Below are 14605 nucleotides of genomic sequence, written 5' to 3'. Positions count from 1 at the left end.
GCGCCCGCCCGACGGCGGCGGTCAGCCGGAGACGTCTGACACATGGAAGCGCTCCCTGACGTGGTCGATGAGGTGTCGGACCTCACTCGTGGCGGCAAGGCCGAGCGGGCCCGGCGACTCGCGGTAGGGCACCGGAGCGCCGTCGGTCCCCGGCAGCAGCAGGCCGCGCGCCCGATCGGGCCCGGCGGCCGCCGCGCGGCAGGCCGCACACCCGGCCGCGCGCCCGGCGGGCTCGTAGGTGCCGTGCAGCGGGTTGACGGAGCACAGCCGGCGCCGCACCGCCTGCCGGCCGCTCCCGCCGAGTGCCGCCCGGCCCGCCCGGACCAGCGCGAGCGCGGCCGCGAGGTCGCCCCTGTCCGCGTCCGCGTCGATCCGTCCGTCGCCCTGCCGGTCGAGCAGGAGCACCGCCGCGTCCAGGCAGGCCCACACGTGGCCCCTGGCGGCCTTGTCGAGTCCCCCCTCGGCCGCGGCGAACGCGGCGGCGAGTTCGTTGAGTTCCCGCCCCGCGGTCCGGCGGAGCCAGCGGCGGCGCGGACGGGCGGGCGCGTCCCGTCCTCCCGCCTCGGGGACGGCCCAGGCCGCCGGGATCCGCGGCAGCGAGGCAGTGAGACCTGTGCCCTCGCGTATCCGCCGCCGGGCGGCGAGCGCGCCCCACCCGGCCAGTACCAGCCCGGCCGCGCCACCGGCCGCGGGGCGGTAGGCACCGGAGTCGACCGGCGGCAGGGACGTGTCCGCGGGCTCGTCCACCCGCCCCGCGTCCTCGGGACGGCCGGGCGGGCCCTGGGGCACGTCCTCGACGTGCCGGGCCAGCGCGGTGATCCGGCGTCCCAGCGCCGGTTCCTCGTCGCTGTCCTCGGGGCCGTAGCGGATCCAGTCGCCGTAGTCGTCCAGTTCCTTGGCGGCGAGCTTCACGCCGTAGTTGGCGACGGTGACGTCGAACCCGTCGAAGCCGTCGCCCCCCGCGAGGATGTAGAGACCGTCCTCGCCGAGAGTCTCGTGCAGCCGCTGGAGGAAGAGGTCCGCGTCGCCGCCCGACTCGTCCTCGTCCGCCAGCGCCGGAAGGACGACCAGCCGGGCGGGCACCTCCAGCGCGGACAACCGCTCCCTCACGGCGGTCAGGTGGCGGCCGTCGAGCGCGGCAGGCGACTCGGGGTCCTGGTAGACCGGTGCCCGGCGCAGCCCCTCCGCGACCCGGTCCGCGCGCAGTTGCAGGTCGTGCGCGGTCGGCCGGGCCGACGGAACGGCCTTCTCTCCCTGCGCGAAGGCCACCGCGCCCGAGTGCACGAGGACCGCGGCGCCGATCGCGCACACGAGCGGCACCCCGTAGCCCAGGAATCCGCGGCCGTGACCGCGGTGGCGCCGGCAGACCGTGCAGCCGACGGCGAGGACGAGGAGCGGCACCCCGCCCGCCAGGGCCCCCGCCACACCGGAGCTGACGGACCGGTCCCCGCGCGTCGTGTAGAACGGCTCGGGACGCTTCTCGTCGACGAGGCGTCTCTCCTCCGCCTCCGACGCGCGCGCGGCGGCCCGCGCCCCGCTCTGCCGCACGACGTCCACGAACCGGGTGAAGACGTCGAGCGCCGTCGCGTCCGAGGGCATCTCCCACCCCGCCGCCCGCGCCGCGTCCTCGGCCGGGACGGACACCCCGTAGGCCGCGGCCTCCAGCTGATCGCCGGACGTGCCGTCCACCACGACGTAGAGACCCTTGCGGTCCACCTTCCGGTGGACGGCGCCAAGAAGCTCGCGCGCGTCGAGGGCGGTCTGGAACGGGACCACGAGGACGTAGGTCGGAACGCCGGTGCGCGCGGCCTGCGCGGCGAAGCGGGACGCGGCCGAGCGGGGGTGGGCGAACGGGATCTGGTCCGAGACGTGCACCGGGTCCGCACGCAGTCGCCGCGCGAACCAGGCGGCCTGCCGCGCCGCCCCGTCGGCCTCCTGACCCGTCGGCGCCTTGACTGCCCGCGATCCCCGGGTGGCTGCGGTCGCGGCGGATGCGGAGCGCTCGGCGGTCGCGGTGGATACGGAGCGCCCGGCGGTCGCCGCGCTCCCGGCGGCTGCGGTGGTTGCGGCGGGTGCGGAGCCCGCGGCGGCTGCCGGGGTCGCCGCGGTCGCGGCGCTTGGCGCGGGACCGAGCAGAGCGCCCAGCGACAGGGCGGCCACGGTCAGAACGACGCGTCGCACGGCAGCCCCCCTCACACCTTCGCGAGCATCCTAGGCGGCGGGCCGCGCAGGACACGCGGCAGGGACCGGCCCGACAAGCTCGCGCACCGGTGTTCCCGCGTCACGCTCCCTCATAGTGTGACCTCCATGAGTGACACTCTCTTCGGCCCGGACAACCTTCCGTACGGCCTCTTCACCACACCGGACGCGCCAGGCCACCGCCGGCTCGGCGTCCGGTTCGGCGACGACGTGCTCGACCTGGGCGCGGCCGCCGCCGCGTTCGGCTCCCTGCACACCGAGGTGCTGCGAGCACCGTCGCTCAACGCCCTGATGGCCGCCGGACGCCCCGTCTGGCAGGCCGTACGCGCCGAGGTGCGCGCCTGGCTGACCGACGAGACGCACCGCGAGACCGCCGCGCGCCACCTGCTGCCCCTCCCCCAGGTGCGCCTCCACCTGCCGTTCGAGGTCGCCGACTACGTCGACTTCTACGCCAGCGAACACCACGCCACCAACGTCGGCCGCATCTTCCGCCCGGACAGCGAAGCGCTCACCCCCAACTGGAAGCACCTGCCCATCGGCTACCACGGGCGGGCCGGCACCGTCGTCGTCTCCGGCACGCCCGTCACCCGCCCCCGAGGACAGCGCAAGCCCCCGAGCGAGCCGGTCCCGGCCTTCGGCCCCTCGCAGCGGCTGGACATCGAGGCGGAGGTCGGGTTCGTCGTCGGCACCCCCAGCACCATGGGCACCCCCGTCGGGCTGGCCGGCTTCCGCGAGCACGTGTTCGGCGTGACGCTGCTCAACGACTGGTCCGCGCGGGACATCCAGGCCTGGGAATACGTGCCCCTGGGCCCCTTCCTCGGCAAGTCCTTCGCCACCACGGTCTCCCCCTGGATCACCCCCCTCGACGCCCTCGACGCCGCCCGAGTGGCCCCGCCTCCCCGGGACTTCCCCCTGCTGCCCTACCTGGACGACTCCGCCGGCGGCATCGAACCCGGCGGCTACGACCTGCGCATGACGGTGCGGCTGAACGGCCACACCCTCGCCGAACCGCCCTTCTCCACCATGTACTGGACAGCCGCCCAGCAACTCGCCCACATGACGGTCAACGGCGCCTCGCTGCGCACCGGTGACCTGTACGCCTCCGGCACCGTCAGCGGAGCCGAACCCGCCCAGCGCGGCTCACTCCTGGAGCTGACCTGGGGCGGCCGCGAACCCCTGGAACTCCCCGACGGCAAGCGCACGTTCCTGGAGGACGGCGACGAGGTGACCCTCACCGCGTGGGCACCGGGGCCCGGCGGAACCCGCGTCGGCCTGGGCGACGTGACAGGCCGGGTGACACCCGTCGAGTGACGCCCCTCGCATGACGCCCGTCGAGCAGCCGCCCGTCGAAGGACGGCCGCCGGGCGTCACCTGGCCGGTGGTGGCCGTCGGTGACGGCCACCGCCGTGCGTCAGGGCTGCGGCGGGACCTCGGTTTCCGCCCACAGGGACTCGGGGGTGGCCTCCGCTCCCGGCTCGTCCGGCGCCGCCCCGGCGCCGGCAAGGGCCCCGGCCACCGGCTCCGAGCCGTCGCCCACCGGCCCCGCCGGTTCCGCGGAGTCCGCCCCCGCCGCCGCGGAGTCCTTCCCCTCCGCTGCGGACTCCTCCCCCGCCGCCGCCAGCGCGGCCAGCAGGCTCTCGCCGTACGTCGCGAGCTTCTTCTCGCCCACCCCGGCCACACCGCCCAACTCACCCAGCGAGCCGGGACGCTGCACCGCGATCTCCCGCAGCGTGGCGTCATGGAAGACGATGTACGGCGGCACGCCCTGCTCCCGCGCCTGCTCGGTGCGCCAGGCACGCAGCGCCTCGAAGAGCGGCTGGGCCTCCTCGGGAAGGTCGGCAGGGGCCTGGCGCTTCGCACCGCCGCCACGCGCACCCCCGCCAGAACCCGACCGGGAGCCCGGCACCCGGTCCGGCACCGGATCCTTGCGCAGCCGCACCTCCCGCTCCCCCCGCAGCACCGTCGCACTCGCGTCGGTCAGCACCAGCGTGCCGTGCTCCCCCTCGATCTCCAGCAGCCCCTGGGCGATCAACTGGCGGACGACACCCCTCCACTCGCCCTCCCCGAGCTCCGCGCCGACGCCGAAAACGGACAGCGCGTCGTGGTCGAACTGGATGACCTTCGCCGTCTTGCGGCCCAGCAGGATGTCGACGATCTGGCCCGAACCGAACTTCTGCCCCCGCTCCCGCTTGAGCCGCACCACGGTGGACAGCGCCTTCTGCGCCGGAACCGTGCCGTCCCACGACTCCGGCGGCGTCAGACACGTGTCGCAGTTGCCGCAGGCCACCTGCGCCGCGCCGTCCGCCGGCTCCTGACCGAAGTAGTCCAGCAGCTGGGCGCGCCGGCAGCGGACCGTCTCGCACAGGGACAGCATCGCGTCCAGATGGCTGCGCGCCCGCCGCTGGAAAGCCGCGTCACCCTCGCCGTTCTCGATCAGCTTGCGCTGCTGCACGACGTCCTGGAGGCCGTAGGCCAGCCACGCGGTCGACGGCTCCCCGTCACGGCCCGCGCGGCCCGTCTCCTGGTAGTAGCCCTCCACGGACTTCGGCAGGTCGAGATGGGCGACGAAGCGCACGTCCGGCTTGTCGATCCCCATGCCGAAAGCGATCGTCGCCACCACGACCAGGCCGTCCTCCCGCAGGAACCGCGCCTGATGCGCGGCGCGCGTACCCGCGTCGAGACCCGCGTGATACGGCACGGCCTCCACACCGCTGCGGCACAGGAACTCGGCGGTCCGCTCGACCGAGTTGCGGGAGAGGCAGTAGACGATGCCCGCGTCACCCGCGTGCTCCTCCTTGAGGAAACGCAGCAACTGCTTCTTCGGATCCCGCTTGGGAACGATGCGGTACTGGATGTTGGGGCGGTCGAAGCTCGCGACGAAATCCCTCGCCCGCTCCAGGCCCAGCCGCTGCACGATCTCCTGATGGGTGGCGCGGGTCGCGGTGGCCGTCAGCGCGACCCGCGGCACCTCGGGCCAGCGCTCGCCCAGCATCGAGAGCGAGAGGTAGTCGGGGCGGAAATCGTGGCCCCACTGAGCGACACAGTGCGCCTCGTCGATCGCGAAGAGCGACACCTTGCCGCGCTCCAGCAACGCCGTCGTCGCCTCCAGGCGCAGCCGCTCCGGCGCCAGATAGAGCAGATCGAGCTCCCCCGCCAGGAACTCGGCCTCCACCACGCGCCGCTGATCGAAATCGAGCGTGGAGTTGATGAACCCCGCGCGCACACCCAGCGCGCGCAACGCGTCCACCTGGTCCTGCATCAGCGCGATCAGGGGCGAGATCACCACGCCCGTGCCCGGTCTCACCAGCGCCGGGATCTGGTAGCACAGCGACTTGCCGCCACCGGTCGGCATCAGCACGACGGCGTCGCCACCGTGCGTGACGTGCTCGATGACGTCCTCCTGCCGGCCGCGGAAGGCGTCGTACCCGAAGACCTTGCGCAGCACTCGCAGCGCGGCCGTCTCGGACGCCCCGCCGGAACCCTCGGCACTCTCCTGAAGCATGCCCGCCACGATAGGCGGGGCCGGTGACATGTGCGGCCCCGCCTGTGGATAAGTCCTCCGCCGGTGGTGCCCACCGTGGCCGCGAGCCCCGGCCCCGGCCCCGGCCCTGTGCCTGTGCCTGTGCGGGCCGGACGACCCCCACGTTCCTCAGCGGCCGCCCCCCCTTCCGCCCGCCCCTCGCCGTCGTGGCGCGCCACCGCGCCGAGAAGAAGGGCCAGCCCCCTGACAGGCCCCACACCGGGCGGTGGACCATTCCGCCGGATCCTCGCCGTTGGGGTTCGCCGCCGCTGCGGCGAGAACAGGGGGGCGGCACGGGCATCCGGGCTCCCGGCGACAAGCATCCGGACCTCCCCACGGATTTTCCGTCGGCCGAGGACCCGTTCCGCGGCGTCGGGAGACGGGGTGGGGCGGACAGGGCCCCTGCTAGGTTGTCGTGACCCTGCAATCGACCAGGGCGGGACGACCGAGGAGGGACAGTGCGCACGTCAGCGCGGACGACGGGGGCGGTGGCCGCGACGGCGGCCGCCGCGCTGCTGGTGGGTGGCTGCGGCAGCGGCGACGACGGCAAGGGGGACGGCGGCGCGTCCAAGGCCGACGAGAAGAAGTCCGCCGCGCCCGCGCCGGACAAGAGCGAGGAGCCGGCGGGCGAGGGGCGGCTGCCGGGCGTCTGGAGGGCCGACGCGGAGGGCCAGAAGCTGACGCTCACCGTCGTCGACGACGCCGCGTCCCTGCTGCGGGGCAAGGACAAGAAGGTGTGCACAGGGCGCGTCATGGCGGCGGGCGCCGATAAGTCGCTCGTTCTCAAGTGCCCCGCGGGCGTCGGCGAGGAGCGCGCGACGGGCAAGGTCGGCACGGTGACGGCGACCTCGATGAAGGTCACCTGGAACGGCGGGGTCACCGACACCTACACCAGGGCGGCGGACGCTCCGGCGAAGCTGCCCAAGGACCCCGACGAACTCGGTGACCTGCCCGACAAACTGCCCGAGAACCTCCCCGACAAGCTGGACGACGTCACCGGGCAGTCGCACGAGAAGACGGAGAGCTCGGAGAACGGCCGCAAGGTCCGCGAGTACCCCGGGGGCTGAGCCGCCGTTGCGCGCGGCAGGTCAGGGCAGCCGGGGACCACGGGCCCGGCCCCTTCCGGGTCCGGGCCCGGCCCGCGGTCCGTGTCACCGCGCGCGGGCGCCCCGGCGCCACCGCGGCGGGTCCCCGGCCCGCCGGCGCCCGGCGGGCCCCCTCAGGGGTCCCGCGGCGAGAGCAGGTGGACGGACTCCTGTTCGCGTGGGTCGGTGCGCGCCACCACGACGGTGACGGGCTCGTCGCCGGTGACCGGCATGTGCGGCATGTTCGCGGGGACGTAGACCATGTCGCCGGGGTGGAGGGTGTCGCGGTTCTCCAGGTCCTCCCCGTGCCATATCTCGTGCACCCCGTTGACGACATAGATGGCCGATTCGTGGCCCGCGTGCAGGTGTGGTTCCCCCTTCGAGTTCGCCGGGATGTGCAGGACGTGCAGACACAGACCCTTGGCGCCCACCGACTCGGCGGAGACCCCTTCTGTGAAGATTCCGCCCTGTTTTCCTTGGTATCCGCCTTTTTCCTGGCGGAGAATCACACAACCCATGCTTCGAGTTCCTACCGTTTCCGCACACGTCTTGTCACTGGTGCATCGGACAGTGCTCATTACAAAGCGCCGCCGGACGCGGCCCGTTGGGGCGTCTGGCGGCGCTTCGTACAGCTAGGGCGGGGGGCCGGTGAGCGGTATGTGGTTCACCGGACGAACACTCCGGCGTGTCCCGCCAGGTCGAGGAAGTACTGCGGTGCCACGCCGAGGACGACGGTCACCACGACGCCGATCGCGATGGCCGAGGTCGTCATGGCGCTGGGTACGGCCACGCTCGGCCCGTCGGCCTGCGGCTCGCTGAAGAACATCAAGACGATGACGCGCAGGTAGAAGAAGGCGGCGATGGCCGAGGCGAGGACACCGATGACGACCAGTGCGCCCGCGCCGCCCTCGGCCGCCGCCTTGAACACGGCGAACTTCCCGGCGAAGCCCGAGGTGAGCGGGATACCCGCGAAGGCCAGCAGGAAGACGGCGAAGACCGCCGCCAGCAGGGGTGAACGCCGCCCGAGCCCGGCCCACTTGGACAGGTGCGTGGCCTCGCCGCCCGCGTCCCGTACCAGGGTGACGACGGCGAACGCGCCCAGCGTCACGAACGAGTAGGCACCCAGGTAGAACAGCACCGAGGAGATGCCGTCCTTGGAGGTGGCGATGACGCCCGCCAGCAGGAAGCCCGCGTGGGCGATGGAGGAGTAGGCCAGCAGCCGCTTGATGTCGGTCTGGGTGATGGCGACGACGGCGCCGGCGAGCATCGTCAGGATGGCCACGCCCCACATCACCGGGCGCCAGTCCCAGCGCAGCCCCGGCAGCACCACGTACAGCAGCCGCAGCAGCGCGCCGAAGGCGGCGACCTTGGTGGCGGCCGCCATGAAACCGGTCACCGGCGTCGGCGCGCCCTGGTACACGTCCGGGGTCCACATGTGGAAGGGAACGGCACCGACCTTGAAGAGCAGCCCCATCACCACGAGTGCGCCGCCGATGAGCAGGAGCGCGTCGTTGCCGGCCGTCTGGGCCAGTACCGGGTCGCTGATGGCGTCGGACCCCGAGACGACGCGGGCGATGCCCGAGTAGCTGACGGTGCCCGCGTAGCCGTACAGCAGCGCCGTGCCGAACAGCAGGAAGGCGGAGGAGAACGCGCCCAGCAGGAAGTACTTGACCGCCGCCTCCTGGGAGAGCAGCCGCCTGCGGCGGGCGAGCGCGCACAGCAGGTACAGCGGGAGGGAGAAGACCTCCAGCGCGATGAAGAGGGTCAGCAGGTCGTTGGCGGCCGGGAAGAGGAGCATGCCGCCGACCGCGAACATCAGCAGCGGGAAGACCTCTGTGGTGGTCCAGCCCGCCTTGACGGCCTGCGTTTCGCCCTCGCCGCCGGGCACCGAGGCGGGCTGCGCGGCGAACGAGTCGACCCTGGAGCCGTGCGCCGAGGGTTCCAGCTTCCGCTCGGCGAAGGTGAAGACACCGACGATGCCGACCAGCAGCAAGGTGCCCTGGAGGAAGAGCGCGGGCCCGTCCACGGCCAGCGCGCCCATGCCGGCGATCTGGGCCCCGGTGGTGCCCGCGCCGGAGGCGGCCAGTCCGATGACGGCGGCGAACGCGGCGGCCAGCCCCACCAGCGCCACGAACAGTTGGGCGCCGTAGCGGGCCCTGCGGGGCGCGAAGGCGTCGATGAGGACGCCGAGGGCCGCGGCGCCGAGGACGATCAGCGTCGGGGAGAGCTTCCCGTACTCGATGCTGGGCGCCTGGAGCTTGTCGCCCGCGCCGGCCGCGACCGTCCACAGGCTGTGGACGCCGGGAGTGCCTCCCGCCGACGCGACGTCGATCATGCCAGTCACTCGTGGTCACCTCCGCCGTGCCCGGCCGGCTTGTCGTCGGACCCCGCGTGCTCCGCGACGGGATGCTGCGGCTTCGGGTCCTTCTTCTGTACGTCCGAGAGGGTGTGCTCCACGGCGGGGTTCACGATCTCGGTGAGCGGCTTGGGGAAGACGCCGAGGAAGAGCAGCAGGGCCACCAGCGGCGCCACCACCGCGACCTCGCGCACCTTCAGATCGGGCATCTTCTCGATCTCCGGCCTGCGGATCGGCCCGGTCATCGTGCGCTGGACGAGCACCAGCACGTACAGCGCGGCGAGGATGATGCCCGCGGTGGCGATGATCCCGGCGACCGGGTAGCGGCTGAACGTGCCGACCAGGACGAGGAACTCGCTGACGAACGGCGCGAGCCCCGGCAGCGAGAGGGTGGCCAGGCCGCCGATCAGGAACGTGCCGGCCAGTACGGGTGCCACCTTCTGCACCCCGCCGTAGTCCGCGATCAGACGCGAGCCGCGGCGGGAGATGAGGAAGCCGGCCACCAGCATCAGCGCGGCCGTCGAGATGCCGTGGAAGACCATGTAGAGCGTGGCGCCGCCCTGGCCCTGGCTGGTCATCGCGAAGACGCCCAGGATGATGAAGCCGAAGTGCGAGATGGACGCGTACGCCACCAGCCGCTTGATGTCCCGCTGCCCGACCGCGAGCAGTGCCCCGTACAGGACGCTGACCAGCGCCAGCGAGAGCACCACAGGGGTGGCCCAGGAACTGGCCTCGGGGAAGAGGCCCAGGCAGAAGCGGAGCATCGCGAAGGTGCCGACCTTGTCGACGACGGCCGTGATGAGCACCGCGACCGGCGCCGTGGACTCGCCCATGGCGTTGGGCAGCCAGGTGTGCAGCGGCCACAGCGGCGCCTTGATGGCGAAGGCGACGAAGAAGCCGAGGAAGAGCCACCGCTCGGTGGACGTCGCCATCGCCAGGTCGCCGCTCGCCCGCGCCTTGAGCAGCTCCGGCAGCGAGAAGGTGCCCTGTCCCAGGGAGTCGGCGCTGACGACGAACAGCCCGATGACGGCGGCCAGCATGACCAGCCCGCCGGCCAGGTTGTAGAGCAGGAACTTCACGGCCGCGTAGGAGCGCTGCTTGGCGCCCTCCTCCTCACCGGCCGCGTGCGCCCGGTCCCCGAAGCCGCCGATGAGGAAGTACATCGGGATGAGCATCGCTTCGAAGAAGATGTAGAAGAGGAAGACGTCGGTGGCGGCGAAGGAGACCAGCACCATCGCCTCGACGGCGAGGATGAGGGCGAAGAAGCCCTGCGTGGGCCGCCAGCGGCGGTTGGCCCGCTCACCCTCGAGGTCGTCGGCGTCGTGCCAGCCCGCACCGATGACGAACGGGATGAGCAGCGCCGTCAGCGCCATCAGGGCCGCGCCGATGCCGTCGACGCCGAGTTCGTAGCGGACCCCGAAGTCGGGAATCCAGGCGTGCGACTCGGTCAGCTGGTAGCGGGCGCCGCCGGGGTCGAAGCGGATCAGCACCACGGCGGCCAGCACGAGGGTGGCCAACGAGACCAGCAGCGCCAGCCACTTGGCGGCGGTGCGCCGGGCCGCCGGGACGGCGGCGGTGGCGACGGCCCCGACGGCGGGCAGCGCCGCCGTGACCGTCAGCAGAGGAAAAGACATGTGTCAGACCGCCCTCATCAGCAGGGTCGCGGCGATCAGCACCGCCGCGCCGCCGAACATCGAGACCGCGTAGGAGCGGGCGAAACCGTTCTGGAGCCGCCGCAGCCGCCCCGACAGACCGCCGAACGAGGCGGCCGTGCCGTTGACGGCGCCGTCGACGACCTTGTTGTCGACGTAGACCAGGCTGCGGGTCAGGTGCGTACCGCCGCTGACCAGCACGACGTGGTTGAAGTCGTCCTGGAGCAGGTCGCGGCGGGCGGCGCGGGTGAGCAGGCTGCCGCGCGGGGCGAGCGCGGGCACCGGCTTGCGCCCGTACTGGAGGTACGCGGCGCCCACGCCGAGGACGAGCGCCACGATCGTGGCGGCCGTCACCGCGGTCGCCGAGACCGGGGAGTGCCCGTGTTCGAACTGCGTGACCGGCTCGAGCCACCCCACGAAGGACTCGCCCGCCTTGAAGAGGCCGCCCGCGAAGACGGAGCCGAAGGCGAGCACGATCATCGGGATCGTCATGATCTTCGGGGACTCGTGCGGGTGGGGCGGCGTGTACGCGCCCCGTGTCTCCGCCGCGGGTTCCACGTCGGGCTCGGCCGGCGAGGGGGTGGGCGCCTTGCGCCAGCGCTCCTCGCCGAAGAAGGTCATCAGCATTACCCGCGTCATGTAGTACGCGGTGATGGCCGCGCCCAGCAGGGTGACCGCGCCCAGGATCCAGCCCTCGGTGCCGCCCTTGCCGAAGGCGGCCTCGATGATCTGGTCCTTGGAGAAGAACCCGGACAGGCCGGGGAAGCCGATGATGGCGAGGTAGCCGAGGCCGAAGGTGACGAAGGTGACCGGCATGTGCTTGCGCAGCCCGCCGTAGCGGCGCATGTCGACCTCGTCGTTCATGCCGTGCATCACGGACCCGGCGCCGAGGAAGAGCCCGGCCTTGAAGAAGCCGTGGGTGACCAGGTGCATGATGGCGAACGCGTAGCCGATCGGTCCGAGCCCGGCGGCCAGGATCATGTAGCCGATCTGCGACATGGTCGATCCGGCCAGCGCCTTCTTGATGTCGTCCTTGGCGCAACCGACGATCGCACCGAACAGCAGCGTGACCGCGCCGACGATCACCACGACCAGCTGTGCGTCCGGCGCCCCGTTGAAGATCGCGCCGGAGCGGGTGATCAGGTAGACGCCCGCGGTCACCATCGTCGCGGCGTGAATCAGCGCGGAGACCGGGGTGGGGCCCTCCATGGCGTCCCCGAGCCACGACTGGAGCGGCACCTGCGCCGACTTGCCGCAGGCCGCCAGCAGCAGCATCAGACCGATCGCCGTCAGCTTGCCCTCGCCCGCCTCGCCGGCGGCGGAGAGGACCGGCGCGAAGGCGAAGGTGCCGAAGGTGGTGAACATCAAGAAGATGGCGATGGCCAGGCCCGCGTCACCGACGCGGTTGACCAGGAACGCCTTCTTCGCCGCCGTCGCCGCGCTCGGCTTGTGCTGCCAGAACCCGATCAGCAGGTACGAGGCGAGACCCACGCCCTCCCAGCCGACGTACAGCAGCAGGAAGTTGTCGGCGAGGACGAGCAGCAGCATCGCCGCGAGGAAGAGGTTCAGATAGGCGAAGAAGCGGCGGCGCTTGGGGTCGTGCTCCATGTAGCCGACCGAGTACAGGTGGATGAGCGTGCCCACGCCGGTGATCAGCAGGACGAACGTCATCGACAACTGGTCGAGCTGGAAGGCCACGTCCGCCTGGAAGCCCTCCACCGGCACCCAGGAGAACAGCTTGCTGTGCATCGCCCGGCTCTCGGCGTCCTCGCCCAGCATCGAGGCGAACAGCACGGCCCCGATCACGAAGGAGGCCGCGGCCAGCAGTGTCGCCAGCCAGTGCCCGCTCCGGTCCAGGCGCCGCCCGCCCAACAGCAGCACGGCGGCGCCGAGCAGGGGCACTCCGACGAGCAGTCCGATCATTGACTCCACTGGTACATACCCCTTAGAGCTTCATGAGGTTCGCGTCGTCGACCGAGGCCGAGTGGCGGGAGCGGTAGAGCATCACGATGATCGCCAGCCCCACCACGACCTCGGCGGCGGCGACGACCATGACGAAGAACGCCATGATCTGGCCGTCGAGGTTGCCGTGCATGCGGGAGAAGGCGACCAGCGTCAGGTTGGCGGCGTTCAGCATCAGCTCGATGCACATGAACACCACGATGGCGTTGCGCCGGATGAGGACTCCGGCGGCGCCGATGGTGAACAGCAGCGCTGCCAGGTAGACGTAGTTGACCGGGCTCACTTGGTGGCCTCCTCACGCTCGCTGCCAAGACCGGCGGGCCGGTCCAAACCGTCGTCCTCGGCACGGCCGGCCGCGTCCTCGGCCCGGTCGGCGGCCCGTTCGCCCGGGTCCTTCGGGCCCGGGTAGGTGGCGCGGCCCTGGTACTCGGCGGTGCGCTGCTCGATCGCGGCCAGCTGCGCCAGCTGCTCGGCGTTGACCTCGCGGACCTGGCCCCGGTCGCGCAGCGTGCGGCTGACGCTGAGCTCGGAGGGCGTGCCGTCGGGCAGCAGCGCGGGACGGTCGTTGGCGTTGTGGCGGGCGTAGACGCCGGGCGCCGGCAGCGGGGTGACCTGCTTGCCCTCGCGCACCCGCTCCTCGGCCTGCTCGCGCTGCGACTTGTTCTTCTCGACGCGCTCGCGGTGGGTCAGCAGCGTGGCGCCGACCGCGGCGACGGTCAGCAGGGCGCCGACCACCTCGAAGGCGACGACGTACTTGGTGAACAGCAAGGAGGCCAGCGCCGGGACGTTGCCCTGCGCGTTGGCGGCCCCGAGCCCGTTGAAGCCGCCCACCGAGACCTGCCCGATGCCGGTGATCAGCAGGATGCCGACGCCCAGTGCGCAGGCCGCGGCGAGCCAGCGCTGCCCCTTCAGCGTCTCGCGCAGCGAGTCGGCGTGGGAGACACCGACGAGCATCAGCACGAACAGGAAGAGCATCATGACCGCGCCGGTGTAGACGACGATCTGCACGACGCCGAGGAAGTAGGCGCCGTTGGCGAGGTAGAAGAGCGCCAGGATGATCATTGTCCCGGCCAGGCAGAGCGCGCTGTGCACGGCGCGGCGCAGCAGCACCGTACCGAGCCCGCCGAGGACGGCGACGGTGCCCAGCACCCAGAACTGGACGGCCTCGCCCGTGGAGGTGGCGGTGGCGGCGAGTGCGTTCATCGCTCCCCCTCCCCGCCGGACGTCACGGTGCCGTGTGTCATGGGGCCGTAGCCCGCGGCCTCGCCCGTGGCGGCCTCACTCGCGGCGGGTTCGTCCGCGCCGTAGGTGTCTGCCGACTCCTGCGGCGCCCCGGTGTCGGTGGTGCGCTGCTGCACGGTGCCGGGCGCGGCCTCGCTGACCAGGCCCCGGTAGTAGTCCTTCTCCGTCATGCCCGGATAGATGGCGTGCGGAGAGTCGACCATGCCCTCCTCCAGGCCCGCGAGCAGCTCCTCCTTGGTGTAGATGAGGGACTCGCGGGAGGAGTCGGCGAGTTCGTACTCGTTCGTCATGGTCAGCGCCCGGGTGGGGCAGGCCTCGACGCACAGGCCGCACAGGATGCAGCGCAGGTAGTTGATCTGGTAGACGCGGCCGTAGCGCTCGCCGGGCGAGTACCGCTCCTCCTCGGTGTTGTCGGCCCCCTCGACGTAGATGGCGTCGGCGGGGCAGGCCCAGGCGCACAGCTCGCAGCCGACGCACTTCTCCAGCCCGTCCGGGTGCCGGTTGAGCTGGTGGCGGCCGTGGAAGCGGGGAGCCGTCGGCTTCTTGTACTCGGGGTACTGCTCGGTCAGCCGCTTCTTGAACATGTCCT

11 protein-coding genes are annotated in these 14605 nt (G+C 72.2%); 2 read left to right on the top strand and 9 right to left on the bottom strand.

The features are described from left to right. Positions 1 to 21: 21 nt before the first annotated feature. Positions 22 to 2181 carry a hypothetical protein gene (locus DQ392_RS29880; protein ID WP_114018836.1) on the bottom strand — a complete coding sequence of 720 codons (2160 nt, stop codon included), beginning with the start codon at positions 2179 to 2181 and terminating at the stop codon, positions 22 to 24. 126 nt (positions 2182 to 2307) lie between these two features. Here DQ392_RS29880 and fahA point away from each other — a divergent pair, with 126 nt between their 5' ends. Beyond that, positions 2308 to 3510, top strand: a complete 1203-nt coding sequence (gene fahA / locus DQ392_RS29875) for a fumarylacetoacetase (protein ID WP_114018835.1) — start codon at positions 2308 to 2310, stop codon at positions 3508 to 3510. A 100-nt stretch (positions 3511 to 3610) separates the two neighbouring features. Here the strand turns inward: fahA and recQ are convergent, their stop codons facing one another. Further along, the gene (recQ, locus tag DQ392_RS29870) at positions 3611 to 5701 is read right to left on the bottom strand and encodes a DNA helicase RecQ (protein WP_181856636.1); all 2091 of its coding nucleotides are present in this window, start codon (positions 5699 to 5701) and stop codon (positions 3611 to 3613) included. Between the two features lie 476 nt (positions 5702 to 6177). Here recQ and DQ392_RS29865 point away from each other — a divergent pair, with 476 nt between their 5' ends. Further along, entirely contained in the window at positions 6178 to 6786 is a 609-nt protein-coding gene (locus tag DQ392_RS29865; RefSeq protein WP_181856635.1) for a hypothetical protein, read from the top strand. A gap of 152 nt (positions 6787 to 6938) precedes the next feature. Here the strand turns inward: DQ392_RS29865 and DQ392_RS29860 are convergent, their stop codons facing one another. The 7 genes from DQ392_RS29860 to nuoI form a co-directional block, all read right to left on the bottom strand. After that, positions 6939 to 7322 (bottom strand): cupin domain-containing protein, encoded by a 384-nt coding sequence (locus DQ392_RS29860; protein WP_114018833.1) that lies wholly within the window; start codon positions 7320 to 7322, stop codon positions 6939 to 6941. A 146-nt stretch (positions 7323 to 7468) separates the two neighbouring features. Beyond that, positions 7469 to 9139: an NADH-quinone oxidoreductase subunit NuoN gene (nuoN, locus tag DQ392_RS29855; RefSeq protein WP_114018832.1), complete on the bottom strand. Its 1671-nt coding sequence runs from the start codon at positions 9137 to 9139 to the stop codon at positions 7469 to 7471. Positions 9140 to 9144: 5 nt separating this feature from the next. After that, a complete protein-coding gene (locus DQ392_RS29850; protein ID WP_114018831.1) occupies positions 9145 to 10794 on the bottom strand; it encodes an NADH-quinone oxidoreductase subunit M in 1650 nt (549 codons plus the stop codon). A 3-nt stretch (positions 10795 to 10797) separates the two neighbouring features. Further along, positions 10798 to 12744, bottom strand: coding sequence for an NADH-quinone oxidoreductase subunit L (nuoL, locus tag DQ392_RS29845; RefSeq protein ID WP_114018830.1), 1947 nt, complete (start codon positions 12742 to 12744; stop codon positions 10798 to 10800). 13 nt (positions 12745 to 12757) lie between these two features. Continuing rightward, a complete protein-coding gene (nuoK, locus tag DQ392_RS29840; RefSeq protein ID WP_027738854.1) occupies positions 12758 to 13057 on the bottom strand; it encodes an NADH-quinone oxidoreductase subunit NuoK in 300 nt (99 codons plus the stop codon). Beyond that, entirely contained in the window at positions 13054 to 13977 is a 924-nt protein-coding gene (locus DQ392_RS29835; protein WP_114018829.1) for an NADH-quinone oxidoreductase subunit J, read from the bottom strand. The genes nuoK and DQ392_RS29835 overlap by 4 nt, the downstream gene beginning before the upstream one ends. Further along, the gene (nuoI, locus tag DQ392_RS29830; protein ID WP_425470638.1) at positions 13974 to 14600 is read right to left on the bottom strand and encodes an NADH-quinone oxidoreductase subunit NuoI; all 627 of its coding nucleotides are present in this window, start codon (positions 14598 to 14600) and stop codon (positions 13974 to 13976) included. Before nuoI ends, DQ392_RS29835 begins: the two co-directional genes overlap by 4 nt. Positions 14601 to 14605: the final 5 nt, after the last annotated feature.

The organism is Streptomyces reniochalinae, from assembly GCF_003323735.1.
Classification (GTDB): domain Bacteria; phylum Actinomycetota; class Actinomycetes; order Streptomycetales; family Streptomycetaceae; genus Streptomyces; species Streptomyces reniochalinae.
The sequence above is the reverse complement of the archived record's forward strand: the minus strand, read 5'-3'. Positions and strand labels throughout refer to the sequence as shown.

Excerpts from the sequence above, each read along its gene's own strand:
- DQ392_RS29860 (WP_114018833.1), bottom strand. The coding sequence starts at position 7,322 with ATGGGTTGTGTGATTCTCCGCCAGGAAAAAGGCGGATACCAAGGAAAA.
- DQ392_RS29835 (WP_114018829.1), bottom strand. The coding sequence starts at position 13,977 with ATGAACGCACTCGCCGCCACCGCCACCTCCACGGGCGAGGCCGTCCAG.
- nuoI (WP_425470638.1), bottom strand. The coding sequence starts at position 14,600 with ATGTTCAAGAAGCGGCTGACCGAGCAGTACCCCGAGTACAAGAAGCCG.
- fahA (WP_114018835.1), top strand. The coding sequence starts at position 2,308 with ATGAGTGACACTCTCTTCGGCCCGGACAACCTTCCGTACGGCCTCTTC.
- DQ392_RS29850 (WP_114018831.1), bottom strand. The coding sequence starts at position 10,794 with ATGTCTTTTCCTCTGCTGACGGTCACGGCGGCGCTGCCCGCCGTCGGG.
- recQ (WP_181856636.1), bottom strand. The coding sequence starts at position 5,701 with ATGCTTCAGGAGAGTGCCGAGGGTTCCGGCGGGGCGTCCGAGACGGCC.
- nuoN (WP_114018832.1), bottom strand. The coding sequence starts at position 9,139 with ATGATCGACGTCGCGTCGGCGGGAGGCACTCCCGGCGTCCACAGCCTG.